Annotated in this window: 23 protein-coding genes, 1 tRNA gene and 1 pseudogene; 12 read left to right on the top strand and 13 right to left on the bottom strand. The window is 48.3% G+C overall.

Annotation, left to right across the window (positions count from 1 at the left end; all coding sequences use genetic code 11):
* Window positions 1–31 precede the first annotated feature (31 nt).
* Window positions 32–799 carry a sulfite exporter TauE/SafE family protein gene (locus tag K6J72_RS04600; RefSeq protein ID WP_221278977.1) on the top strand — a complete coding sequence of 256 codons (768 nt, stop codon included), beginning with the start codon at window positions 32–34 and terminating at the stop codon, window positions 797–799.
* Here K6J72_RS04600 and rnhB read toward each other — a convergent pair.
* Window positions 770–1357 carry a ribonuclease HII gene (gene rnhB, locus K6J72_RS04595; RefSeq protein ID WP_221278976.1) on the bottom strand — a complete coding sequence of 196 codons (588 nt, stop codon included), beginning with the start codon at window positions 1355–1357 and terminating at the stop codon, window positions 770–772. The genes K6J72_RS04600 and rnhB overlap by 30 nt on opposite strands.
* A 54-nt stretch (window positions 1358–1411) precedes the next feature.
* Between rnhB and K6J72_RS04590 the strand changes: the two genes are divergently transcribed.
* Genes K6J72_RS04590 through K6J72_RS04580 form a run of 3 tightly spaced genes read left to right on the top strand, consistent with a single transcriptional unit; the run spans window position 1412 to window position 3852 of the window.
* A complete protein-coding gene (locus K6J72_RS04590) occupies window positions 1412–2137 on the top strand; it encodes a UPF0323 family lipoprotein (protein ID WP_221278975.1) in 726 nt (241 codons plus the stop codon).
* 9 nt (window positions 2138–2146) lie between these two features.
* Complete coding sequence (locus tag K6J72_RS04585; RefSeq protein WP_221278974.1) at window positions 2147–3319, top strand: glutathionylspermidine synthase family protein; 1173 nt, start codon at window positions 2147–2149, stop codon at window positions 3317–3319.
* On the top strand, window positions 3316–3852 hold the full coding sequence (locus K6J72_RS04580) for a PepSY domain-containing protein (RefSeq protein WP_260320505.1): 537 nt from the start codon (window positions 3316–3318) through the stop codon (window positions 3850–3852). The genes K6J72_RS04585 and K6J72_RS04580 overlap by 4 nt, the downstream gene beginning before the upstream one ends.
* Here K6J72_RS04580 and corA read toward each other — a convergent pair.
* The 3 genes from corA to gap are packed head-to-tail and all read right to left on the bottom strand — an operon-like array spanning window position 3849 to window position 7053.
* The gene (corA, locus tag K6J72_RS04575; protein ID WP_221278973.1) at window positions 3849–4802 is read right to left on the bottom strand and encodes a magnesium/cobalt transporter CorA; all 954 of its coding nucleotides are present in this window, start codon (window positions 4800–4802) and stop codon (window positions 3849–3851) included. The genes K6J72_RS04580 and corA overlap by 4 nt on opposite strands.
* Before the next feature lie 39 nt (window positions 4803–4841).
* Window positions 4842–6062 (bottom strand): phosphoglycerate kinase, encoded by a 1221-nt coding sequence (locus K6J72_RS04570; RefSeq protein WP_221278972.1) that lies wholly within the window; start codon window positions 6060–6062, stop codon window positions 4842–4844.
* 1 nt (window position 6063) lies between these two features.
* Window positions 6064–7053, bottom strand: coding sequence for a type I glyceraldehyde-3-phosphate dehydrogenase (gene gap / locus K6J72_RS04565; protein ID WP_221278971.1), 990 nt, complete (start codon window positions 7051–7053; stop codon window positions 6064–6066).
* Window positions 7054–7234: 181 nt separating this feature from the next.
* Here gap and K6J72_RS04560 point away from each other — a divergent pair, with 181 nt between their 5' ends.
* The 6 genes from K6J72_RS04560 (at window position 7235) to K6J72_RS04535 (ending at window position 13429) form a co-directional block, all read left to right on the top strand.
* Window positions 7235–7558 (top strand): HU family DNA-binding protein, encoded by a 324-nt coding sequence (locus K6J72_RS04560; RefSeq protein ID WP_221278970.1) that lies wholly within the window; start codon window positions 7235–7237, stop codon window positions 7556–7558.
* Between the two features lie 65 nt (window positions 7559–7623).
* Window positions 7624–7700 (top strand) — tRNA-Arg (locus K6J72_RS04555).
* Window positions 7701–7727: 27 nt separating this feature from the next.
* The gene (locus K6J72_RS04550; RefSeq protein ID WP_221278969.1) at window positions 7728–9098 is read left to right on the top strand and encodes a TolC family protein; all 1371 of its coding nucleotides are present in this window, start codon (window positions 7728–7730) and stop codon (window positions 9096–9098) included.
* Between the two features lie 6 nt (window positions 9099–9104).
* Window positions 9105–9803 carry an efflux RND transporter periplasmic adaptor subunit gene (locus tag K6J72_RS04545; protein ID WP_221278968.1) on the top strand — a complete coding sequence of 233 codons (699 nt, stop codon included), beginning with the start codon at window positions 9105–9107 and terminating at the stop codon, window positions 9801–9803.
* Between the two features lie 9 nt (window positions 9804–9812).
* Window positions 9813–12863, top strand: coding sequence for an efflux RND transporter permease subunit (locus tag K6J72_RS04540; RefSeq protein WP_221278967.1), 3051 nt, complete (start codon window positions 9813–9815; stop codon window positions 12861–12863).
* Window positions 12860–13429 carry an outer membrane beta-barrel protein gene (locus K6J72_RS04535; protein ID WP_221278966.1) on the top strand — a complete coding sequence of 190 codons (570 nt, stop codon included), beginning with the start codon at window positions 12860–12862 and terminating at the stop codon, window positions 13427–13429. The genes K6J72_RS04540 and K6J72_RS04535 overlap by 4 nt, the downstream gene beginning before the upstream one ends.
* Here the strand turns inward: K6J72_RS04535 and K6J72_RS04530 are convergent.
* Genes K6J72_RS04530 through K6J72_RS04505 form a run of 6 tightly spaced genes read right to left on the bottom strand, consistent with a single transcriptional unit; the run spans window position 13426 to window position 19332 of the window.
* A complete protein-coding gene (locus tag K6J72_RS04530; RefSeq protein WP_221278965.1) occupies window positions 13426–14004 on the bottom strand; it encodes an aminodeoxychorismate/anthranilate synthase component II in 579 nt (192 codons plus the stop codon). The genes K6J72_RS04535 and K6J72_RS04530 overlap by 4 nt on opposite strands.
* Window positions 14001–15500 (bottom strand): anthranilate synthase component I, encoded by a 1500-nt coding sequence (trpE, locus tag K6J72_RS04525; RefSeq protein WP_221278964.1) that lies wholly within the window; start codon window positions 15498–15500, stop codon window positions 14001–14003. Before trpE ends, K6J72_RS04530 begins: the two co-directional genes overlap by 4 nt.
* A complete protein-coding gene (gene ppa, locus K6J72_RS04520; RefSeq protein ID WP_221278963.1) occupies window positions 15494–16021 on the bottom strand; it encodes an inorganic diphosphatase in 528 nt (175 codons plus the stop codon). Before ppa ends, trpE begins: the two co-directional genes overlap by 7 nt.
* Complete coding sequence (locus K6J72_RS04515; protein WP_221278962.1) at window positions 16002–16601, bottom strand: adenylate kinase; 600 nt, start codon at window positions 16599–16601, stop codon at window positions 16002–16004. Before K6J72_RS04515 ends, ppa begins: the two co-directional genes overlap by 20 nt.
* 26 nt (window positions 16602–16627) lie before the next feature.
* Window positions 16628–18373: an aspartate--tRNA ligase gene (gene aspS / locus K6J72_RS04510; RefSeq protein WP_221278961.1), complete on the bottom strand. Its 1746-nt coding sequence runs from the start codon at window positions 18371–18373 to the stop codon at window positions 16628–16630.
* An 8-nt stretch (window positions 18374–18381) separates the two neighbouring features.
* Window positions 18382–19332, bottom strand: a complete 951-nt coding sequence (locus K6J72_RS04505; protein WP_221278960.1) for a chemotaxis protein — start codon at window positions 19330–19332, stop codon at window positions 18382–18384.
* 70 nt (window positions 19333–19402) lie between these two features.
* On the opposite strand from K6J72_RS04505, the gene ligA reads away from it, so the two are divergent.
* Complete coding sequence (ligA, locus tag K6J72_RS08375) at window positions 19403–20614, top strand: NAD-dependent DNA ligase LigA (RefSeq protein WP_260320504.1); 1212 nt, start codon at window positions 19403–19405, stop codon at window positions 20612–20614.
* 7 nt (window positions 20615–20621) lie between these two features.
* The gene (locus K6J72_RS08370) at window positions 20622–21614 is read left to right on the top strand and encodes a BRCT domain-containing protein (RefSeq protein ID WP_260320502.1); all 993 of its coding nucleotides are present in this window, start codon (window positions 20622–20624) and stop codon (window positions 21612–21614) included.
* A gap of 329 nt (window positions 21615–21943) precedes the next feature.
* On the opposite strand, the gene K6J72_RS04495 is transcribed toward K6J72_RS08370, so the two are convergent.
* The 3 genes and pseudogenes from K6J72_RS04495 to K6J72_RS04485 all read right to left on the bottom strand — a co-directional run bounded on the left by K6J72_RS04495 (window position 21944) and on the right by K6J72_RS04485 (window position 23957).
* On the bottom strand, window positions 21944–22438 hold the full coding sequence (locus K6J72_RS04495) for an FKBP-type peptidyl-prolyl cis-trans isomerase (RefSeq protein ID WP_221278959.1): 495 nt from the start codon (window positions 22436–22438) through the stop codon (window positions 21944–21946).
* 27 nt (window positions 22439–22465) lie between these two features.
* The gene (locus K6J72_RS04490) at window positions 22466–23407 is read right to left on the bottom strand and encodes a hypothetical protein (RefSeq protein ID WP_221278958.1); all 942 of its coding nucleotides are present in this window, start codon (window positions 23405–23407) and stop codon (window positions 22466–22468) included.
* Window positions 23408–23957: pseudogene (locus tag K6J72_RS04485) on the bottom strand (OmpA family protein).
* Window positions 23958–24008: the final 51 nt, after the last annotated feature.

Below are 24008 nucleotides of genomic sequence, written 5' to 3'. Positions count from 1 at the left end.
GTTATTTTAGCACAAACTTAAAGGGTCGGAGATGGGTTTTGCCATGCATGCGTTGTTTTTATTGCTCGGGGTTTTACGGGGGTTTTGTCTGGGTTTTTGGCATAGGGGGATGGTGATTGTGCCTGCCATGCTTTTGACAGGTTATGGGTATGACAGCGCAGTCGGCATTTCCATTTTGCAAATGGCTTGCTCGTCTGTGGTGGGGAGTGTGGCGAATTTCAAAAAAGGGCTTTTGGACTTGCATGTGGGTTTTTGGGTGGGGCTGGGCGGTCTTGTGGGGGCAAGTTTTAGCGGAGCGATTTTAACCTACACCTCCCATAAAGTCTTACTCGGTGTTTTTATTTTGGTAACTTTATACGCCCTTTTGCGCTTCGTCTTTGTGTCTAAAAAGGCACAAGAGCAAGAGAGCAAGAAGTTAAACCCCGCCACAAAAGACAAGGCGATTTTAGTGGCGATTGGGGCGATTACGGGGATTTTTGCGATTTCTTTAGGGATTGGGGGAGGGGTGCTGATGGTACCGCTCTTGTCCTACTACTTAGGTTTAAGCCCTAAACAGAGCGTGCCTTTGAGCTTGTTCTTTGTGGTGTTCTCATCCATTAGTGGGGTGGCATCGCTGTATCAAAGCCATATTTTGCAGTGGCAGTATTTGCAATGGGGGCTGTTGGTGGGCATGGGGAGCGTGCTGGGTGTGCTTGTGGGCGTTAGGCTCATTCCCAAAGTGAGCGCATCATTACACCGCTACTTGCTCATCAGTGTCTATACCCTATCCCTAGTTGTTTCCATTTACAAGTGGTTTTAGCTTGAAGCTGTGGCGGTGTTCTTTGGTGTAGCCGTGCTTTTTTAAAGCCAGAATGTGCGCTGGCGTGCCATAACCGCAATTTTTAGCAAAGCCGTATTCCGAGTAGATCTTGTCTAGCTCTAGCATTTCTCTATCCTTATGCGCCTTAGCTAGAATAGAAGCCATGGCAATTTGTGGGATTTTATCATCGCCTTTTACCACCGCCTGAAAGCTTTTTAAATGGGGGAAATGCAGGTTAAACAGCGTGTTGCCGTCTATGCAAACGCTCAAAATCTCGGGCAACTTTAAGATGATCTGGCTCATGGCTTCTTGCATGCATAAACTTAAGCCCTTGCTGTCTATCTCTTGTGCGCTCTTAGCCACCACGAGGCTTTGTATCTCCTTGTGGGCTTGGATCTGTTGTGCCCACGCAAAACGCCGCGCACGGCTTAGTTCCTTGCTCTCTTTCAAGCCCTTTTTGCAAAATTCATTTGCCAAATCATCAGCGCAGGCCACGCCAGCCACAAACAACGCCCCAGCCAAACACCCCCGTCCCGCCTCATCAATGCCTAGCAACATAGCAAACCCTTTTTAAACATGCTATCATAGCACTTTATGACAAAAAGGACAGCCATGCAAAAACCCTTTAGAAAGATTTCGGATTATGCCATTGTGGGCGGGCTTAGTGCGCTCGTGGTGGTGACCCTTGTCGGGTGCAAGGGGGCGGACAACAACCAAGAGCAAAAGCCCCAAAGCAACAGCAACACGCCCATTAAAAAAGGGGCGTTTGTGATCTTACAAGAGCAGGCGGACAAGAGTTATAAGGTCGCTGAAGAATACCCCAGCGACAAGACTCGGGTTGTGGTACGGGATTTGCAAGGCAAAGAACGGATGCTGAGCGATGAAGAGATTCAAAAGCTCATCAAAGATGAGGAAGTGAAAATTGACAAGGGCACCAGCCAGCTCACTAAACCCCCGGCTGAGGGGGGCGGTTCTGGACTTGGCATCGGCGCGGCGATTTTAGGCAGTGCGGCTGGAGCGATTTTAGGCAGTTACATCGGCAACAAGCTTTTTAACAACCCCAACTACAACCAAAACGCCCAAAGGAACTACACTTCTCCGCAGGCCTACCAAAGGAGTCAAAACAGCTTTAGATCGCCTCCTAGCGCTAGTCCTACGCACAGCGGCTTTTTTAGCCCTCAACAGGGCGCACAAAATGCGCCTTCCTCTCAAACCACCAGCCCAGCCAACACCACTAGGCCTCAAGCCACGCACACACCCCCCAGTGCCCCCACGCAAGCCACAACACATGGGCAAAGTGGCTTTTTTGGCTCCCATCGTGGCTCTAACATCTCTTAAAGGACATCCATGCAAATCAAAACCTTAAACCCCCTAAGTAAACATGCCCTAGAGGAAATCGGACTAGAGTGGCACACAGACCAAGACAACACCGACTACATCAGCACAGATTTAATCACCATCAACCAAGCCCAAGCGGACGCTTATTACGCCGCATGCAACGAACTTTACGACATGTGCGTGGAAACGGCACAAATGGTGATCGATCAAGAACGCTTTTTTGAGCTTGACATCCCTAACAGCATTGTACCCATGATTAAGCAAAGCTGGGAGAACGACATACACTGGCACATTTACGGGCGTTTTGATTTAGCCGGCGGGTTAGATGGACAGCCCATAAAGCTCTTAGAGTTCAACGCCGACACCCCTACCATGCTTTATGAGAGTGCCTTAGTGCAATGGGCGTTGCTCAAGCACAATGGCTACAACGCCGAGTTGCAATTTAACAATATCTTTGAGGCTTTGGGGGAGAACTTTAAGCGGCTTGTAACCTTGCAAGAGGACACGAGTGCATTCGCCCAAGAATACGAGGGTTGGAAAATCCTATTCTCTTGCGTGCAGGGCAGCAGTGAGGAGGAGCGCACCACGCGGTTTTTACAAGAGTGCGCCAAGAGTGCGGGCTTTGACACGCATTTCGCCTACATTGATAAAGTGGAATTCAACGCCGAAACGGGGGTGTTTTACGAGGGCATCAATTACGAGTTTCTCTTTAAGTTAATCCCTTGGGAGAACATCGCCATTGATGAGCCTGAACTAGCGATGCTCATGCAGGGCATGATGGAAAACCAAAACACGATTTTTTTAAACCCCGCCTACACCTTGATTTTCCAAAGCAAGCGGTTTTTAAAATTGCTTTGGGAACACTACCCCAACCACCCCCTATTATTAGAAACAAGCTACGAACCTTTGCGCAATAAAAAACAAGTACGCAAGGTCGCCTTTGGCAGAGAGGGGGCAAACACACAGATTTTAAACCCCGATTTAAGCGTGATCCACGAAACAGGGGGCATTTATGGCAACCACAAACCCATTTATCAGGAGTTTGCCCCTTTAAACAAGGTTGGGGAGTTTTACTACCAACCCAATGTCTTTTACGCCTACGAAGCTTGCGGGCTGGGCTTTAGAAAGGGCGGATTAGTGATGGATAATTTTTCTAAATTTGTGAGCCACATTATCCAATGATGTGTATCCAAAGCGTTTATAAATTCCACGCCTTGACGAGTGTGTTTTTCTTGCCCTTTGCCTTGTTGTTTGCCCTGAGTGGGGTGGCTTTTCTTTTGGATTTCAATCCCAATAGTGGAGCGCAGATCACCAGCTGGAGCGTCCCCCTTGTGGCCAAAGACAAAGAGTTAGGGTTTTTATTGGATTTTTTAAAACAAAAACACCTAGCTCTGCCATCTAAAATTAAACCTAGAAAGCACAGAGAGGCTTTGATCATCGGCACTGCCAGTTATGAGGTTAGCCTAAGTGCTAAGGGAAATCAGAGCGTGATCACTGTAATCCACCGCAGTTTTCTAGGCATACTCATGCAGGTACACAAAGGCAAAGCGGGCAAGTTATTGGAGATTTTTGGGATTGTTTTTGGGGTCTTTCTGTGTCTATTTTATATCAGCGGATTGCTCATGGGCTTTAAGCGCAAAAACACGGTTTCTATCCTAAGCGCATTTTTGCTAGGCACAGTAGTCTTGGGCGTGCTCTTAGCCCTAGCCCTTTAGAGCCAGCCCTTCTTTTTAAAGTAAAGAATGGGCAAGATCGTAGAAACGATCATCGCCATAACCGCCATTGGATAACCAAACTCCCATCGAAGCTCGGGCATCACTTCAAAGTTCATGCCATAGATTGTACCGATGAGCGTGGGGGGCATCATCGCCATGGTTGCCACGGTGAAAAGCTTGATGATTTTATTCTGCTCCACATTGACTTGAGAAGTGAAGAGGTTTTGGATATTGTCTAGAGCGTTGAGGTTTGCGGTGCTAAATTCCACGAGCGAATTAAAATCTTTGATGATGATGTTGAAGTCTTTCTTGGTTTCATTATCCACTTTATTACTTTTAAGCAACGCCGTGATGATGCGCCGTTTGTCAAAAAGGGAGTCTCTGAGCTCCATGTTGAACTCTTGCAAGAAAGAAAGAGAGATTAAAGTTTCTTCGTGGGTACACGCCTCCAAGTCAAAGACAATTTGTTTTCTTAGCACACTGGTTTCTCTATTGACCTCCTCCAAACAATCCGCCCCCTTTTCAAAGTAAAGCTCTAGGATTTTTGCCAAAATGTCAAAGCCGTCATGGAATTTTTTAGGGCTAGCCAAAACCCGCCTTTGCACATCTTTAAAAATGGGGAAATCCCCGTGATAAAGTGTGAAAAGGATATTGTTTGCGATGAAGTAAGTTACGGCTTCTGTGTGGAAGGCTAGGGGGGTGTCTTTGTAGATAAAATAGGTGTTGATGGTGATGGAGGTGCTGTTCTCCCAATACTTCACCACCGCACTTTTTTCAGGGTCTTCATAAAGATTTAGATCGTAGTTTTGGGCAATGCAATAGAGCTCGGCAAAAGTGGGGTTGACGATCTCAAACCATAGGATATTTTTCTCTTCAAAGGGGAAGCTGGCAAAATCCCTAAAAGCAAAGACCTCAACTAGTTCAGCGTTTTTTGTAAAGACATTGATCATGCCCACTCCTACCACATGATGGGCATGGCGCGCTTGTTGTCATGGGTGGCGGTCCAAGACTTCAAAGGCGACTAGAATTTTGCCCTCCAAAAGTTCTAGGCTCGCCCCCCCACCCGTAGAAATGAAGCTGACGCTGTCTTTATAGCCCGCCCTTGTTAAGACATCGATGGTGTCCCCTCCGCCGATCAAAGAAAACGCATAGGTGTTGGAAATGCTGTGTGCAACTTGGCTAGAGCCCCGACTAAACAAGGGCACTTCATACACCCCGAGTGGCCCATTCCAAATGATCGTTTGGCTGCTTTGGATCACCAAGGAAAAAAGCTTAGAAGTGGCGGGGCCGATGTCCACTGCCATGTGGTTTAGGGGGATGTCTTGGGCGGGGGTGATTTGCACCTGATCGGTGTGCTCTAAATGCGGGCTGCTCACCACATCCACAGGCAGGTAGACATGCACACCCCTTTGTTTGGCTTTGTTGAGAATATCTAGGGCATCTTGGATCAGGTCCTCTTCCACCAAAGAGGCTTGCATATTGTAGCCCAAAGCCTTTAAAAAGGTGTTGCTCATCGCTCCGCCGATGATGACTTTATCCACCCGCTCTAAGATATTGTGTAAGAGTGTGAGTTTGGAGCTGACTTTTGAGCCGCCCACGACCAGCAACACGGGACGCAAGGGATTTGCCAAAGCCTTAGCAAAAGAGTTGATCTCTTTTTTCAGCAAAAAGCCGGCGACTTTCACGGGGACATAGGCGGCGATCCCATAGGTGCTGGCGTGCTTTCTGTGGCTTGTGCCAAAAGCGTCATTGACATAGACATCGCACAGATCAGCAAGGCATTTGGCAAACTCAGGGGTGTTGTCCTTTTCGCCCTTGTAAAAGCGCAAATTCTCTACTAGAATAATGGGATTTTTTTGGCTCTCTTGCAAATCCTTAGCCATTTGTGGGGAGCTGGCAAACAACACTTCTTTGTTTAAGAGTCTTTCTAACCTTTTTAACAAATGCCTAAAAGAGTATTTCTCTTCTCTCTGCCCTTCTATTTGGGGCTGGGGCCGCCCTAAATGCCCCACCAAGACCACAGACTGCGCCCCATTATCGATGCAATGATTGATCGTAGAGATGCTCTCACGCATACGAGTGTCCTCGGTGATGTTAAAATCCTTATCTAAGGGAACATTAAAATCCACCCGTATCAACACCCGTTTATTTGTAACGCTGATGTCTTGTATCCCCAAGACCTCTTGCATGCGCTTGATCCCTGCTAGCATGTTAATCCTTTTGGCAAATGTAAACAGCCATATCCACCAAGCGATGGCTATAGCCCATCTCGTTGTCATACCACGCTAAAATCTTGGCGTGGTGCTGGTCTAAAACCAAAGTTTGGTCTTCGATGTAGATGGCGCTAAAGGGCGATCCGATAAAATCGCTAGACACCCGCTTTTCTGTGTCTATGCCTAAAATCCCCTTCAACTCTTTTTGGCTGGCTTGCTGAAAACTTGCGTGTAAGACCTCTAGGCTTAGCGGCTTTTTAGTGTCAAAGCTCAAATCCACTAAACTCACATCGGGGGTCGGCACTCTTAAAGCAAGGCCGCTCACTTTACCCGCCAGATGGGGCAACACTAGAGCGATCGCTTTATTCACCCCTGTGCTTGTGGGGATCACATTGAGCGCGGCAGCTCTAGCGCGGCGCAAGTCTTTGTGTTTGGAGTCTAGAAGGTTTTGGTCGTTGGTGTAGCTGTGAATCGTTGTCATCAAGGCGTGCTGCACACCAAAGTTAGAATCCAGCACCTTTAAAAGGGGGGCTAGGGCGTTGGTGGTGCAAGAAGCGTTAGAGATCACCGCCTCGCTCTTGTAGTGGGTGTGGTTGACCCCGTAGACAAAAGTCGGCGTGTTTTTGGCAGGCGCAGAGATCACCACTTTTTGCACACTCCCCTTAAGGTGCGCTTTGGCCAAATTCGCCTCGTTGAACTTGCCCGTGCACTCTAAGACCACCTGGGCGGGACTCAAATCCAATTTGTGCGGATCACGCTCGCCAAGCACCCTCACTTTTTGGCTATGTCCGATGCGCAAATGCGCGCTGTCTAAAATCTCGATGGGTAGATCGTGCTTATGCAAAGAGTCGTGGCGTAAGAGGTGCGCTAGAGTCTCTATCCCATAAGTGGCGTTGATCGCCACTAACTCTAAATCTTTTCTTGCCCCCACAACACGGCACGCACACAGCCCAATCCGCCCAGCTCCATTGACAGCAACACGCAACATGAACCCCTTACTTTCATCAATAAGCCCCTATCATACAAATAGCTAGCTTGAATCGCTCTTAAGGGGGCGCAAAATAGAGGGTTTTAAGAGCGTAAACGCAAGATAGGGCGCAGATTGCAATTTTTGTAGTATAATGACCGCCTCATGCGCCACATTTGGAGCAAAATTTGAAAGGGTGCCTATGAAAAAAGCGGAGTTTGTCGAATTGATGAAGGAAGAGGGGGGCTTTGAGAGCCGTAAAGATGCGGAATTTGCCCTAGATGGCTTTGTGAAGGCCGTGCAAAAAGCCTTGGGTAGACACGAAAGTGTGGAGCTTGTGGGCTTTGGCAAATTTGAAGTGGCGTTGCAGAAGGGCAAGAGTGGCAAAGTCCCCGGCAGCGATAAAACCTACGCAACAGAGGATAAAATGGTGCCTAAGTTTAAACCCGGCAAGGTTTTAAAAGACATGGTGGTGAAAGAAAAAGGCAAGATCGGCAAAGCCGCTAAATCTAGCAAGAAAAAGTAGCTCAAGTTCTTTTTGCTTTGAGTTGTGCTTCACAACTCAAACCTTCTGGATTTTAGTTTTTCAGTGTCCTTGTAGCTCAGTTGGATAGAGCGCATGATTCCTAATCGTGAGGCCGTGGGTTCAAATCCCGCCAAGGACACCACGCTTTCTTAAGCTTTTGGAGTTCAACATGTTTTTATCAAAAAGGAAACAACTTTTTTTAGGTAGTTTATCGATTTTTTTTAGTTTTAGTTTGCAAGCTTTAGAGCTCACGGAATACACCCCAGCCGCTACAGATGATGATTTTAGTTTGAGTTTAAAACGGCTCGAACGGCTAGAAGACAAGGGGGAGACCACACAAGGACACGCCCTCGGACTAGCAGATTTAATTAGAAACGCCGACAATAACTATTCCTTACAGGCCGCCCGTTTGCAAGTGGCGCAAGCCCTTAAAAACCACAGCATCGCTAAGGCAAAGTTCTTGCCCTCCATGACAAGCACTTACACCTTTAACCGCCGAGATAGGGACACGCCTTTTTACCCTAACTACAACATGCAAATGCTCAACACGAATTTAACACTCAATCTCTTCAACGGCTTTAGCGACATCAACAATGTACGGCAAATGGCGGCCAGCTACCGCTCTAGCAGTGCCAATATGGAGTACACCAAGCAGAGCATTTATTTGCAAGTGGTGCAACAATATTATCAGTACTTCAACAACATGGCGCAGTTGGTCGCCTTGCAAAAGAAGCTGGCCGAATTGCGCTCCAACATCAAGCGCATCCGCGACCTCTACAACGAAGGCTTAACCACCATTGACGATCTGGAGAGCGCAAAAGCGCAGGGGGCTTTGAGCGAAAACGACATCACGGACATGCAATTTTCCATCGAGCAAAACCGCTTGACTTTAGAGTATTTAACCAATTCTAAAATCCCCTCTTTGCGCCGTACAACCATTTCGCCCCCCACCCTGTCTTTAAAAGAGCGCGCGGATATTCGGGCGTTAAGAGAGCAAATCACAGCCATCCATTACCAAAATAAAGAGCTCAACTACTACCCCACGGTGGACATCAACGATGATTGGCAATACTACATCCAAAAACCGGCCTATGCGATGGGTAAGGATAACCGCTTTGGCAACCTCTATCCCGACCAACAAAACACTGTGGGTGTCGTAGTGACCTTAAACATCTTAAACGACATAGGCATTAATTTACAAAAGCAGTACTTGCGTTTAAACCAACTCTCTCAAGAGAAAAGCTTGATGTACAAAAGGATGGAGCAGGCAAAAGACGAGCAACTTTACCGCAAGTCTTTAGACATGGCATTGGCAAAAATTAGAAGTTCGGAGGCGAGCCTCAAATCGGCGACCATCTCTTATGAGAGCATTAAGAAAAAGTACGCCGCTAACTTGGTGGATTTCACCACCTACCTAAGGGCACTGCGTACCCGCTTTGATGCCGAAGTGGTCTATAACCAATCGCTCAACAATTACGAAATGCAAAAAGCCAATTACATTTTTTACAGCGGACACCATATCCAAGACTATGTACGCTAAAGGACGATGATGAAATATTTTTTATGCGCCCTGCTCTTTGTGGCGGGGCTAGGAGCCAAAGAAGTTTACGCCATTTTTAATGTCAGGGCTTTGCAAGACGCAAATTTAACTTTAGACTCCGCCGGGATTGTGGACGCGATCTATGTGGATGTGGGCAGTAAGGTGAAAAAAGGGGAAGTCCTTTTGACCCTTTACAATAAGGATAAAAAGTCGCAGGTGGACTCCATCATCCAACAATACGACTTCATGCGCAAGCAGTACGAGCGCTACAGCAAAATCGGACGGGCGATCGATAGAAACACCCTAGACAAATACTACTCGGACTACAGAAAGCTCGAATATGACCGCAATTACTCGCAGGCGGTGGTGGATAAAACCATTTTGCGCGCCCCCTTTGATGGCATCATCGCCAGCAAGAACATTGAGCTGGGCGATGGGATGAATGCCAACAACACAGTGTTGTTTCGACTCGTGAGCAAGGGGGTGAAAATGGTGATCGAGTTCGACTCCAAATACTTGCCTGTCGTCAAAGTGGGGGACACCTTCATTTACAGCATCGATGGTAAATCCAAAAAACAAGAAGTGAAAATCACCAAAATTTACCCCACCATTGATGAGAGTACCCGCAAAGTGAGCGCGGAGGCTCTTTTGCCCGCAAACAGCCCTTTAGTCCCCGGTGTCTTTGGGGACGGTTTTATCCAGTAGGGAGCTTTTGTGTATAAGTTTGCAATCCAAAGACCCATCACGACTTTAATGTTTGCGTGCATGATTGTCTTTTTTGGGACAATGGCTTTAAAGAAAATCAGCGTGGCACTCTTTCCTAACATTGACTTCCCCATCATTGTGGTGAAAACCAGCTACCCGGGGGCGAGTGCGGACATTGTAGAGAGTAAAGTAACCGACAAGATCGAAGAAGCCGTGATGAGCGTGGATGGGATCAAAAAAGTAACCTCTAACAGTGCGCGTAATATTAGCATCGTAACCATCGAGTTTGTGCTTGAAAAGCCCATCATGACCGCTTTAAACGACATCATCAATAAAGTGTCTTCGGTGAGCTTTAACGACCCCAACATCCGCCGCCCCTCCATCGATAAAGTGGACACCAGCGGGCAGGCGATTCTCTCTATTTTCTTAACCAGCAAGACCAAGACCCCAGCTGAGCTCAACGACCACGCCAAAAATATTATTAAGCCCATGCTACAAAAGGTCGAGGGCGTGGGCAATGTCCAATTGCAGGGCTTTGAAGAAAAGCAAGTGCGTATTTACGCCGACCCAAGTCTGATGAATAAATACGGCCTGACCTACAACGATCTTTACAACACCCTAAAGACGCAAAACCTTGAAATGGACGGGGGCAAGATCATCAGTCCCAAGAAAAACTACACCATTTTAGTGGACGGCAACAGCTACACGCTCCAAGAGCTGGGCGACATCCAAATCGGTAGCCATGTCCGCCTAAGAGACATCGCCACCATTGAAAAGGGCATTGATCCGGACATCACCTATGCCAGCTATGGGCATGATCAAGGTGTTGTGCTAGAAGTGCAAAAAATCGCAGGGGCTAATGAGATCAAAATCGTGGATGCAATCTATAAGGAATTAGATGCCATGCGCGCGGTGAGCCCTGGTTATGAGTTGCGCCCCTTCTTAGACACCACAGACTACACCCGCCACTCGATTAAAGATGTCAAGTTTGACTTGATCTTGGGAGGGATTTTGGCGGTTTCTGTGGTCTTTGTGTTTTTGCGTAGTCTGTCCATCACCTTTGTTTCGGCAATGAGTATCCCTATCTCCATCATGGGGACTTTTGCGCTCATCCAGTGGATCGGCTTTTCTTTAAACATGATGACGATGGTCGCGCTCACCCTCTCCATTGGGATCATCATTGACGATGCGATCGTGGTGATCGAGAACATCCACAAAAAGCTAGAAGCCGGGATGGACAAAAGAACCGCCAGCTATGAGGGTGTGCATGAAATTGCCTTTGCCATCATCGCCATCTCTGCCATGCTCTTGTCTGTGTTCATCCCTGTGGCCAACATGAGCGGGGTGGTGGGGCGGTGGTTTCAAAGCTTTGGGATCACCGTTGCCCTAGCCATCACGATCTCCTATTTTGTGGTCGTTACGGTGGTTCCTATGCTCAGTTCGCTCATTGTGTCCTCTGAGCAATCCGCCCTTTATAAGCGCACAGAACCCTTTTTCACTAAAATGGAGAAAGCCTATGCCCGTTTGCTTGGTTGGCTTTTAAACCATAAACTCCTTGTAAGCTTGGTGGTGGTGGGCATTTTTGCCGCCTCTTTGCATGTTGCCGGCAAGTTGGGCATGGAGTTTTTGCTCAAAGAAGATCGGGGCAAGTTTTATGTCTATGTCAAGGCACAGACAGACATCAGCCTAAAAGCCATGCTGGCCAAAATGAAGGCCTTGCAGGCAGTGATTGAAAAAGACCCAGATGTGGAGTTTGACTCCATGCAAGTGGGTTATGGCAATATCCAAAGCACTTTTAAGGGCAAATTCTATGTCAAACTAAAGAAGAATCACAAAAAGAATCAATTTGTGATTATGGAGGAGATGCGCCACAAACTAAGAGCCATCCCCGAGGCTAAGGACTTGCAATCCATCAACTTAGCCGAAGTACCCCTCATTGGCGGGGGGGACAACTCGGCGTTTCAGGTGTTTGTCTATGCCCCCACACAAAAGCTCGTGGATGAGAGCGTGGCAAAGTTGCAACACTTCTTGCTAGAAAGCCCTGAGATGAAAGGCAAAGTGGCGGGTTATCACACCAACACCTCCGACTACCAAACCCAATACCAACTGCGCGTTTTAAGGGCAACCACGACCAAGTATGGCGTAACCGCACAAGACATTGCGAGTGTGGTGAGCAATGCCTTTTCGGGGGAGAATCGGGTGAGCTATTTTAAGGAAAATGGCAAGGAATACGACATCATCATTAGAGTCCCGGCAGATAAAAAAACAAACATAGATGATATCAAACGACTGCAGATTAAAAATAAAGACGGCAAGTTGATGTTTTTAGACGGGCTGATTGAAGTGATTGAACGCAAAGTGGCTTCCAACATCACCCGCTACAACCGTCAAAGGAGTGTAACGGTCTTGGCACGCCCGGCTAGGGGTGCAAATTTGGGCGAGCTGTTGAGCCAAGTGGAAAAACACAAAGATCAATGGTTGGTTAAGGGGGCGGCTTTCCGCTTCACGGGCGAGTCAGACCGCCTTAAGGAGAGCAACGATGCCTTTGGCGTGGCGATCGCGACCGCCTTTATCCTCATCTATATGATTTTAGCCGCCCTTTACGAATCGCTCTTAGAGCCTTTGATCATCATGGTTACGATGCCCTTAAGCTTCTCGGGGGCATTCTTTGCTTTGGGGATGGTGCACCAATCCATGAGCTTGTTCTCTTTAATGGGGCTGATTTTGCTCATTGGCATGGTGGGCAAAAACGCCACCCTCATCATCGACATTGCCAACGACCGCCGTAAAGAAGGGCACAGCATTGAAGAAGCGATCGTGTTGGCGGGCGAATCGCGCCTAAGGCCTATTTTGATGACCACCATCGCAATGGTCTTTGGGATGTTGCCCTTAGCCATCGCCGTGGGGCAGGGTTCAGCGATGAAATCGCCCATCGGTATTGCTATGAGTGGGGGGCTTTTGGTGTCTATGATGCTTAGCTTGCTGGTGGTACCTATCTTTTATCGCCTACTAGCCCCTCTAGATGACAAGCTCAAAAAATTCTATCGGGGCGATAAGTGAATAAATGGGCTTTAGGGGTCTTAGGGCTGGTGGGCGTGGCGTTGGCACAACAGCAAGTCCTGCCAAAGAATCAGGTGTTTATCGGGGTTACAACGGGTTTTTCGACCTACAATGTTGCCAAACAACCCTACAATAATTCCTTTTTATGGGGGCTTAAGGCGGGCTACCAGTTCAATCCCAGCCGTTATGTGTCTTTGCGTGCGCAAATAGATTACATCCAAACCTTAAAACCCACCGCCTTTAACACCGATGTGTATTCATTCATGGATGTCCACTTAGACATGGTGAACGACTTTTACCACAGCAAGAAATTTAGTTTCGGCACTTTTGTGGGCGTGGGCTTTGGTTATTTCCAAGGGGCCATGACTTTGCATAGTTCTGTCGATCACCTCTCTTTCATGGGCTATAACGGGGTGGTGAATTTTGGCGTGGGCAGCACCATCGCACAAAAACAACGCGTGGAGTTAGGGGTGAAAATCCCTTTTGGCAAGGTGCAATCCATCCGTCAAAAGAACTTGGCGATGGATTTTTACTATTGGCTCGTGTCCTACGCTTATTTGTTCTAGCTTTGTATAAACTCTAAGCTTTGTTGCAACAACTGCGCCCCCTTGAGCGTTAAAATGCTCTCGGGGTGGAACTGATAAGCTAGGGCTTTGTCTTTAGCGTGGTAAATCCCCATCACAATCTCGCCACAATGGGCGATGACTTGCAAACAAGGGGGTAAATTGGCCGCCATTAAAGAGTGGTAACGCCCCACTTGTAAAGAATCCCCCAAACCCCTAAAGGCTTCAAAGGGCTCTAGGGTGATTGTGGAGCTTTTGCCATGCACAATGCTAGGGCTTTTGACAATGCGCGCTCCATAGCTTTGCGCCAAAGCTTGCAAACCCAAACACACCCCCAAAATGGGGTATTTGCCCTTTATGGCATCAATCATGGCTAAAAGTTGCCCCGAGTGCGTGGGATTGCCCGGACCCGGGGAGATAAACAACAAGGGTTTTTCTTTTTCTACCTGCATATACTCTAAAAGCAGGGGGGCTGGGGTGGTGTTGCGTAAGACTAAAACAGAGTGCCCCAGCCCCTCTAAGTCATAGACAAGGTTATAGGTGAAAGAGTCGAAATTATCAATGAAGTAAATTTTCATGCGTGTGTCTTTAAAATGGCAGAGATCACGGATTTGGATTTGGCCTTGGTTTCGGCAATCTCTGCCTCCACTAGGCTGTCTAGCACAATCCCCGCCCCCGTTTGCACCACAGCCCGCCCGTTTTGCACGAACGCTGAACGGATGATGATACAGCTATCCATCGACCCATCGGCGCATAAATAGCCCATAGACCCTCCATAAGAGCCCCGTCTCTTGCCCTCTAGTGTGGCGATGAGCTTTAAAGCGGCGATTTTGGGCGCGCCGCTTAAAGTCCCGGCGTTCATAAAACTTTGGTAGGCGTGCAGTGCGTCTAAGCCCTCTTTTAGCGCGCCCTGCACGGCAGAAGTTAAATGCATCACATGGGAGAATTTCTCCACTTTTAAGAGTTTTGACACCACACGGCTGAAGGGTTTTGCCACGCGGGCAATGTCGTTGCGGGCTAAATCCACGAGCATGATATGCTCTGCCCGCTCTTTGGGGTCGTTTTGCAAGTCTAATTCTAGGCGGTTGTCCAAGTCTAGGTTAAGGCTGCCATCGGGGTTTTTGCCCCGTGGGCGGGTGCCGGCAATGGGGTAAATTTGGACTAAATTGGTGCTGGCGTCATACTTTAGGGCACTTTCAGGGCTTGCCCCAAAGAGGGTAAAATCCTCTGTCTGCATGTAAAACATGTAGGGGCTGGGGTTTTGCTCTTTTAGGTGGTGGTAGGCACTTAAGGGCTCTTTGCACTCTAAATAAAAGCTTCGTGAGGGCACGGCTTGGAAGATCTCGCCCTGCTTGATTTGCTCTTGCAGGGCTAGGACCATCTTAGCAAAGTCTGCATCTGTGCCATTGGTGCTTAGGTTGCTCTCTTGGGGGCTTGTCTTGGGGCTAAAGGGGGCGGGATTTAGGCGAGCTAGATGGTCTATTTCGGCTTGGATTTGCTCTTTAAAAGTGGGGGCAAAGCAAGAACCAAAGATTTGGGTGCTCTTAGCTTGGTGGTCGATTAAAATTAAATTTTGTGCCACGAAAAAGATAAAATCGGGGGCGGTGTTGTCTGTTGCCTCTAGGCGGGGCAAGTCCTCAAACGCCCCGATGAACTCAAAGCCAAAATACCCCCCACAAAACAGCCCAAAGGGGGGGGTTGTAGAAGTGTCTACGCTTTTAAACACCGCCCTTAAGCAATCAAGTGGGCTAGCACTTTTAAGCTTGCTAAACTCATCGCTTAGGGTGGTGTCTTTGGCATAGGTCTTTTCTAACGCTCTTTGTTTGGGCTCTAGCTCTAGCACTTTTGCCATTTTGTCTAGCAAGGCTTGCCCGTTGGCATTTAAAGCCTCTAGGCACACCTTCGCATCTTGGCACACAAGTTTTAAACACGCCTTCGCCAAAATGATCGATTTAGTGTGTTTTTTATTTTCTACTTGTGCGCTCTCTAACAAGAGCGTGTTCGCCCCCTGCAAGTGGGCGTAAAGGGCTAGGGGGTGGGGGGTGTAGGGGGCTTTCTGTTGTAGGCTTAACATGCCTTGCTGTTGTAGTTGGCTAGGGCTTTTTTAAAGATTTCTTCGGCTTGTGCCTTGTCGCCAAAGTCCTTGATTTTCACCCATTTTTCGGGCTCTAAATCTTTGTAGGTTTCAAAGAAGTGTTTGATTTTTTGCAACACAATAGGGGGCAAGTCGTGTAGGTCTTTAATGTTGTCATATCTTGGGTCAATTTTGCTTAAAGGCACGGCTAAGAGTTTCTCATCAAGCCCGCTTTCATCTTCCATGACGAGCACCCCGATTAAACGGCATTTAATGACACTGCCGGGCATTAGGGGGTCTTCGTTCAACACCAAAATGTCCGCAGGGTCGCCATCAAGGCTCAAAGTGTGGGGCACAAAGCCGTAATTAGCCGGGTACACCATAGAAGGGTACATGACGCGATCGACCAACACCGCTCCGCTGTCCTTATCCACCTCGTATTTGACCTTAGATTGGTAGGGGATTTCAATCACGGCGTTCAGGGCGTTTGCCTCGCCCGCTTTAATTTTTGACAAGTCCATTTTTATCCTTTATGTGGGTTTTAATGTAGGCTTCAATGTCGGCGACAATGGCTTCAATGCTTCTTTCGCCATTGATTTGCTGGTGCACCTCTAGGGCTTTGTAAAACTCTACAATGCTCTCTAGGGGCTTTAAATACACCTGCATGCGGTTGTTAAACACCTCGACATTGTCGTCATCGCCCCTTGAGCGCCCTAAAACCCTCTCTCTTGCCACCGCTTCGCCCACGCTCACCTCGATCACGCCTTTTAACTTCACCTCTTCTTGGGCTTTTAGCACTCTGTCTAAAGCGTGCATTTGCTCTAAAGAGCGGGGGTAGCCGTCAATGATGATCACCTCTTTAGGGGCGTTTTTAATGGCGGTGATGATGGTGTCGATGACGATTTCTAGGGGGACTAACTCGCCCTTATTCGTGAAGCTGGCAATGTGCCTGCCCCGCTCGCTTTGGCTGGCAATCTCAGCTCTTAGTAAATCCCCTGTGGAGTAATGCACCATAGTGTCGCTGTTGCGCTCGGCTATGAGTTGCGCATCCGTGGTCTTGCCACTGCCCGGCGCGCCGATGATTAAAAATAACGCTTTCATGTCTATGTCATCCTTTAATGGTTTGGTTAATGTTTGGGGTTTCTCAAGCGGATATGCAACTCCCTTAACTGCTCTTCACTAGCAGGGCTGGGGGCCTTGCTTAACAAACAAGTCGCCTTTTGGGTTTTAGGAAAGGCAATGACTTCGCGAATGCTGGGGGCTTTGGCTAAGAGCATGATGAGCCGATCAAAGCCGATGGCAAAGCCTCCATGGGGGGGCGCGCCATAACGCAAAGCCTCTAGCAAAAAGCCAAATTTTTCCTGCGCCTCCTGCTCACTAATGCCAAGCAGGGCAAAGACCTTTTTCTGCAACGCCTCTTGGTGCATACGCAAACTCCCCCCCCCTAGCTCCACGCCATTGAGCACAATGTCATAAGCGATGGATTGCATGTCCTCTAAGTCGGTGTTGTCAATGTCTTTGGGCATGGTAAAAGGGTGGTGCATGGCACTGAGCTTGCCCTCCACCCTTTCAAACATGGGAAAATCCACCACCCACAAGAAGTTAAATTCGTCAGGATCGATCAAGTTTAAATCTTGCCCGAGTTTCAAACGCAAACGCCCCATGTAATCTAAAACGACCGCCTTTGCGCCCGCCCCAAAAAAGAGCAAATCCCCCTCTTTAGCTTCTGTCCGCTCTAAGAGCTCATTTAAGGCTTGGGGTTCTAAGAATTTCACTAAGGGTCCCTTGGGCCCCTCCGCCTTCATTTGGATGTAAGCCAGCCCCTTTGCCCCAAATTGGCGCACAAAGTCCTCGAGCTGGGCTAAATCTTTACGGCTTAAAAGCGTGTCGCCTTTTTCAACTTTTAGAGCTTTAAAGCGGTTGTGTTTAGGGTCGCTGGCGATCGTTTTAAAAATCTCATTGTTGGAGCTTACGAACAAATCCCCCACCTCCACAAGGGGCATGCCAAAACGCAAGTCTGGCTTGTCGCTGCCATAGCTCTCTGTTGCCTCTTTGTAGGTCATGTGCTTAAAGGGGGGGTTAATGTCAATGCCGGCCACTTTAAAGACAGCTTTTAGCAAGGTTTCGGCAACTTGCATGATGTCTTCTTGCGTGCAAAAGCTCATCTCCACATCGATTTGGGTAAATTCGGGCTGTCTGTCTGCGCGCAAGTCCTCATCTCTAAAGCATTTGACAATTTGGTAATAGCGGTCCATCCCTGCCACCATCAAGATTTGTTTAAAGAGTTGAGGGCTTTGGGGCAAAGCGAAAAACTGCCCGTCATGGACACGGCTGGGGATCAAAAAGTCGCGTGCCCCTTCAGGCGTGGTTTTAGAGAGCATGGGGGTTTCAATTTCTAAGAAGTCTAGGCCATCTAGGCAATCTCGCACCGCCTTAGCCACCTTGCTGCGCATTTTAAAAATGCCATAGGCTTTAGGCGAGCGCAAATCCAAAAAGCGGTATTGCAAGCGCAAGTCCTCATTGACGCTAGGATCGCCGATGGCAATGGGCGGGGTTAGGCTTTTGTTTTCAAGGCACAAGTCCTCAAGCACGACTTCAATGGCCCCTGTGGCAAGCTTGGGGTTTTCTAAGCCCTCTCCTCTTGGGCGCACCACACCCTCCACAATCAACACATCTTCGTGCCTCACAAGGCTAGCTTGTGTGTAAGCCTTAGAAGTGGGGTCGCACACAAGCTGGACTAACCCGCTTTTATCGCGCAAATCAATGAAAATCACGCCTCCGTGGTCGCGGTAGTTGTGGCACCACCCACAGAGTTTCACTCTCTTTTGTGTATCACACAGCCCGACCTCAGCACATAATTGTGTCCTTAACATGTTTGCCCTTAGTGTTTTAAGTATTCTTGGAGTAATTCCTGGATTTCATTAGGGTGTGATTTAATCACAAACCCATCGGCGTGCAAAGAGTCTGCTAATTGCTTGTTCGACTCGCTGCTCATGGACGAGTTGACGATCACGGGTAAATGCTTGGTCCTTGCATCGGCTTTAATGCGCTTTAACACTTCAAAGCCAGACACCATGGGCATTTCCAAATCCGTGATCACGGCCCCGACTTTATCGATCATGTTTGCAGCAAACAAGCGTTTCAACAATGCATCCCCATTGGGGAAGGCCTCGTATTTGAGCTTTAATCCATCGATGATGCGCTCTAAATTATGCATCGCCACCTGCGAATCTTCGGCGATGAAAATCAGTTTATCGCTTTTAATGGCTTCTACAAACTGCTCTTTGAGCTGATCGAGCTCTTGCATGGTGGGGAAAGTGTCTGCCAACATTTTCTCCACATCTAAGATTTGGATCACCCGATCTTGTTCGAATCTCGTGATTGCGTTGACCTTACCCGCTGCACTAAGGCCCTGTTTACCCCCCACGCTGATCTCCCCCCAATGTTTATGCACGATCCGTTTAATGGAGAAAATCTTAAGTCCCACGACACAGCTAGAAAACTCGCACACAATGACTAAATTTTGATCGCTCTTGACAGAGACTTGGCTCAAATCCCTATTGGGGTCATTATGGTCGAAGTACAGCCATCGGTTCACATCGATCAGGGGCACAGACTCACCTCTTATGGTGAGAAAGCCCAGCATCATGCTGTCATTGCCCCCCACGGTTTCAGTCACATCGCCTTCGTAATGGATGATCTCGCGGATTTTAAAAATATTGATGCCATACAACTCGGCATCGTTGTTCTCATCGCTGCTCAAGGTGAAGCACAAAAATTGCGCCTCGTTGTTGAGGTGTAAGGAAATGGTGCTGTCAATGTCGCTAATCAATCACGCCCCTTATCTTAAGCTCTTTTAATCTAAAATCCGCACAAAACCCCATTATAGCAAAGACTGGCTAATGATCCAAACTTTACAAGACTACCACAACCTAGTAGAAAATCTTTGCCTTTACGCCCACCATTACTATGTGTTGGCAAAACCCTTAGTCAGCGATGAGATTTACGACCAACTCTACCACCAAGCCCTCGCCTACGAGCAAGCGCACCCAGAGGACATTTTGCCCCACTCCCCCACACAAAGAGTGGGGGGCGAAGTGATGCCTTTCTTGCCCAAACAAGAACATAAAGCGCGTATGTGGAGCTTAGACAATGTCTTTAGCTTCAAAGAATTACAAGAGTGGCTCAAACGCTTAAGCGACTTTGCCAAAGCCCCCCTAGAGTCCTTCATCTGCTCGCCTAAACTAGACGGGGCATCGCTCAATCTCTACTATGAAGACGGGCATTTGGTGAGCGCGAGCATGCGGGGCAATGGCGTGGTGGGTGAACTTGTTACCCACAACGTCAAGACCATCCGCTCCATCCCCCTTAAAATCCCCTACACCAAACCCATTGAAATTAGAGGCGAAGTGCTGTTGCTTAAAAAAGACTTTAACGCCCTGAATGCCGACAGATTGGCGCAAGGTTTAGCCCCCTTTGCCAATGCCAGAAACGCCAGCGTGGGCAGTTTGCGCCAACTAAACTCAGGCATAACCGCCCAAAGAAAGCTCACCTTTTACCCATGGGGGCTAGGGTTTTGCGCTCAAGAGTTTACAAGTTTCAAACAAGCCATGCAAGAAGTACAAGAGTGGGGCTTTTTGGGCTTAGACTTTGTGGCGTGCGAGAGTGCTCAACAGATACAAGAAGCCTTTAGCGCCTTTAGCGCCAAACGCCCCAATTTGCCCTATGAAGCCGATGGCATGGTCGCCATTCTGGATAATTTAGAATTGCAACGCTCTTTGGGTTTCACCATCAAAGCCCCCCGCTTTGCCATTGCCTACAAATTCCCCACCGCTGAAAAATGCACCAAACTTTTAAAAGTGCTCAACCAAGTAGGGCGTAGCGGGGCGATCACCCCTGTGGGCGTTTTAGAGCCCGTGTTCGTGCAAGGGGCGTTGGTGTCGCGCGCAACCCTAGACAATTACACCCAAATTGAGCAACAAGATTTACAAATCAACGACATCGTGGTCGTGGTGCGTAGTGGTGAGGTGATCCCTAAAATCTTACGCCCCCTAAAAGAGCTAAGAGATCACACCCAAGCAAAAATCACCCCCCACCCACTGCCCCAGCTGTAACACCGCCTTGCAAGCCCAAGCTTTAAATGTCTGCCCCGCCTGCAACAACGCCCTACTGCTGAAAAACAAGCCCAATTTCTGCCCCAAGTGTGTGCGATTTTTTAAAAAGCCCACCCACTGCCCCGTCTGCCACACCCCCTTAGGCCCCCAACAGCAAAAATGCCCCAAGTGTGCCCACAAAGTCGGCATGCCAAGTCTGTGCTTAGAGTGTGGGGAGGATTTGGTCTATAAAGAATATTGCACCCGCTGTGATTTGGACTTGAGGAATCGGGCTAGGGGGCTTGTTTGCCCCAATGTTAAATGCCCTGCAAGGGTGCAAGAGAGCATCGTCTACTTTGCGTCTAAACAAGGGCTAGAGATCAAGGGGCTGGGCGATAAAGTCGCGCGGCAACTCTTACAAGCGGGGCTCATTGGAGGTGTGGCGGATTTATACACCTTAAAAAAGCAAGACTTATTGGCCTTAGAGGGCTGGCAAGAAAAAAGGGCAGACAATCTCATTAAAGCGATCAATAACACCAAGCACGCCCCGCTGTGGCGGTTTCTCTGCGCTCTAGGCATTGAGCATGTCGGCAAGGGGGCGAGCCAAGTTCTAGCCAACGCCTTTGGCTTAGAGGTCTTTAACGCCACCACCGCGCAAATCACGAAGCTCAAGGGCTTTGAGGAAAAAATCGCCCGCTCTTTTGTGGCGTGGGTGCAAGAAAACAAAGCCTTGATTGCAACGCTTTTAAGCCACATTGTGCCCACAGCCCACACCCCCACCAAGCCACAAGAGAGCGGATTTTTTGCGGGTAAAAATGTGGTGCTCACAGGCACACTTAGCCAGCCTAGAGCTGCGATTTGCCAACAACTCGAACAACAAGGCGCACACATCCAAACAAGCGTGAATCGGCAAACAGATTACCTCATCTGTGGCGACAACCCCGGTTCAAAGTTAGCAAAGGCGCAAAGTCTAGGGGTGCGCATTTTAGATGAAAAGGCGTTTTTCGCACATTTAGTCTAGTTTTTTTCTAGTTTTAAAGAGGTTCTGGTGGTGCGCCCTATGTAAGCATTGTGCGATTTTTAGTTTTGTTTAGTACAGCTAGAGGTTTTGACTTGATTTTGGCGTGGCTAGGGTTTTTAGTAGAGGGGGTGTTGGTGTGCTTAGACTCTTTTTAGTTTGGCTGGGCTGGGTGTGGCTAAGTTTTTAGAGGCTTGTGATTTGGCTAGGGTTTGAGTTGGGCTGTGGCTAGGGGGTTTTCGTGTGGATATAAGGAGCACGCCCAGCGGGATAGGCGTTTTAAAGGCGGCTGGAGGGTTTGGCTAGGCCATGGAGTTGCCTAGTTCAATGCCTTAGTGGGAGCAACCGCACCCGCCACCGCAACATTGTTTGGCGGGGGCTTGGCTCTTCAACACTTCTTGCTCTGTGGCTTCTCTTAGCCCTAAGAGTGTGAATTGAAAACTGAGCTCCTTGCCCGCTAGGGGGTGGTTATAATCGAGCATCACCATTCGATCGCTAAAGTCCTTCACGCTCACTTGCACGCTCTCGTTGTTTTCGCCCTGTCCGAACAAGGTCATGCCTCTTTTAAGTTCAATGCCCTCAAATTGATCCCTAGGCACCTCTTGGAGGTAATCGGTGCGGTATGCGCCGTAGGCATCGTGGGGAGGGATGACAATATTTAGGGTTTGCCCCACCTCTGCTTGTTGCACCGCCTTTTCAAGCCCCACAATCACCTGCCCTGCCCCCACCAAAAACTCTAGGGGTTTCTTGCCAATGTTTGAATCGAGCACTTCCTGTGTAGTGTGATCTCTCACTTCGTATTCAATGATCGCAACCTGGTTTTGCATGCGTGTCCTTTCTTTTTAGCTGGGGGGTTATTTTAGCGTTTTTTTGGGCTTTTGTTCCAAAAGATTTTTAGCTTTCTTACCCTGTTCGCTCTCAGGGTAGAGCCTAGAAAGAGTCTGTAAGAATTTTTTATAATTGGCGTGGTTTTTTATGTGCTTGAAAGCTAGGGCGGTGTGGTAGAGCAAGGTGGGCATGTAACTTGTCTTGTCATCGAGCATGGCGCTCTTTTTAAAAAAATTAATGGCACTCTGGTAGGACTTGGCAAAGTAAGCCGACTCGCCTGCCATGTAATTCATGTAAGCGCTCTTGTAGGGTAGGCTTGCTAGCCACGCAAACCGCTCTTGCGCCCCTTGATAGCGTTTGGTTTCAAAAAGAGCGTGCGCCTCTTTATCTATGGCTTCTTTTTGTGCGGGGTCTTTGTTAAAATCTTGCTCTTTCTTGGATCGCAACATTTGGCTTTGCAACGCAACAAGCTCTTTAAGTTTTTGGTTGTTCGCATTGGCTTGGCTGTCTATGGATTTTTGCAACTTTTGTAACTTCGTGGCAAAGTCAGCACGCATGTCCTCTAGGAGTTTTTGGGTTTCTTGATTCTTTTTTTCAAAGTTGGCTAGGGTTTCTTGGTTGGTTTGGATTTGGGCTTTTAAGGTGTTGATGAGGTCGGCTTGTTGTTTGATGAGATCGGCTTGGGTTTCTTGGGTACTTTTTAAGGCTCTTAGTTTGTCGCTGTGGACACTTAGGGCATCTATGGCTTTTTTAAGCCTGATTCCCTGCCCCTCCACTAAGCTTCTTAGGCCCTCCTGCCCCTGCAACAGACCATCGGTCTGTCCTTTGAGTGTGGTCAAGATGTCGCCCAGATTTTTATTGCTGTTTTTTAGGGTGTTTAACTCTTGTTTGGTCGCTCCGCTTTGCAGCTCAAAGGCGGAAGGCTCGGCGCATAAAATCCCCCCCACCAACAAGCCTAAAAACCGCACTTAGTCCACAACTTTGATGTCAACACGGCGGTTTTTGTGGTAGCACTCTTTAGTTTTTTCTTGGCAAATGGGTTTGGTTTCCCCAAAGCTCACCACTTTAATGTTGTCCGCACTAATGCCCTTAACAGTTAAAACATCTTTCACACTAAGGCCTCTTTTGTTGCCCAGCGCAAAGTTGTATTCGCCTGTGCCAAATTCATCGGTATTGCCCTCTAAGAGCACTTTCATGCCATATTCTTGGACTTTTTTCACGGCTTCATCGATCGCGCTTTGCATGTCCTCGCGCACATTGTACTTGTCAAAGTCAAAGTACACTTGCCCGACAATCGTACCGCTCTCTACATGGGGTTTGGGTTTTTCTACGGGTTTGGTTTGCACCTCTTCTTTTAGCGGTGTGTTCCTCTGGCTTAGGTTGGGGGGCGGGGGCGGGGGCAGCTTCTTGGGCCTTTGGTGGGGTTTGGGGTGTCGCCTCAGCCTCGTGATCGCCCACACATCCTGTCATCAACACACACGCCGCCACAACCGCACCGGCTAAAAACCACTTCTTCATAACACTCCTTCAGTTTTTAATCAACAAAACAAAGCTCAATTATACACCCCA

Origin of the sequence: Helicobacter sp. NHP19-003 (assembly GCF_019703305.1) — a bacterium.
Taxonomy (GTDB): Bacteria; Campylobacterota; Campylobacteria; order Campylobacterales; family Helicobacteraceae; genus Helicobacter; species Helicobacter gastrocanis.
Note: the sequence above shows the minus strand (reverse complement) of the source record. Positions and strands in the feature narration are given on the sequence as shown.

Coding starts and splice junctions, on each gene's coding strand:
- K6J72_RS04545 (WP_221278968.1), top strand. CDS start 9,105: ATGATGAAATATTTTTTATGCGCCCTGCTCTTTGTGGCGGGGCTAGGA.
- trpE (WP_221278964.1), bottom strand. CDS start 15,500: ATGTTAAGCCTACAACAGAAAGCCCCCTACACCCCCCACCCCCTAGCC.
- K6J72_RS04530 (WP_221278965.1), bottom strand. CDS start 14,004: ATGAAAATTTACTTCATTGATAATTTCGACTCTTTCACCTATAACCTT.
- ligA (WP_260320504.1), top strand. CDS start 19,403: ATGATCCAAACTTTACAAGACTACCACAACCTAGTAGAAAATCTTTGC.
- K6J72_RS04515 (WP_221278962.1), bottom strand. CDS start 16,601: ATGAAAGCGTTATTTTTAATCATCGGCGCGCCGGGCAGTGGCAAGACC.
- gap (WP_221278971.1), bottom strand. CDS start 7,053: ATGTTGCGTGTTGCTGTCAATGGAGCTGGGCGGATTGGGCTGTGTGCG.
- K6J72_RS04585 (WP_221278974.1), top strand. CDS start 2,147: ATGCAAATCAAAACCTTAAACCCCCTAAGTAAACATGCCCTAGAGGAA.
- ppa (WP_221278963.1), bottom strand. CDS start 16,021: ATGGACTTGTCAAAAATTAAAGCGGGCGAGGCAAACGCCCTGAACGCC.
- K6J72_RS04550 (WP_221278969.1), top strand. CDS start 7,728: ATGTTTTTATCAAAAAGGAAACAACTTTTTTTAGGTAGTTTATCGATT.
- rnhB (WP_221278976.1), bottom strand. CDS start 1,357: ATGTTGCTAGGCATTGATGAGGCGGGACGGGGGTGTTTGGCTGGGGCG.
- K6J72_RS04495 (WP_221278959.1), bottom strand. CDS start 22,438: ATGCAAAACCAGGTTGCGATCATTGAATACGAAGTGAGAGATCACACT.
- aspS (WP_221278961.1), bottom strand. CDS start 18,373: ATGTTAAGGACACAATTATGTGCTGAGGTCGGGCTGTGTGATACACAA.
- K6J72_RS04580 (WP_260320505.1), top strand. CDS start 3,316: ATGATGTGTATCCAAAGCGTTTATAAATTCCACGCCTTGACGAGTGTG.
- K6J72_RS04570 (WP_221278972.1), bottom strand. CDS start 6,062: ATGCTAGCAGGGATCAAGCGCATGCAAGAGGTCTTGGGGATACAAGAC.
- K6J72_RS04560 (WP_221278970.1), top strand. CDS start 7,235: ATGAAAAAAGCGGAGTTTGTCGAATTGATGAAGGAAGAGGGGGGCTTT.
- K6J72_RS04600 (WP_221278977.1), top strand. CDS start 32: ATGGGTTTTGCCATGCATGCGTTGTTTTTATTGCTCGGGGTTTTACGG.
- corA (WP_221278973.1), bottom strand. CDS start 4,802: ATGATCAATGTCTTTACAAAAAACGCTGAACTAGTTGAGGTCTTTGCT.
- K6J72_RS04590 (WP_221278975.1), top strand. CDS start 1,412: ATGCAAAAACCCTTTAGAAAGATTTCGGATTATGCCATTGTGGGCGGG.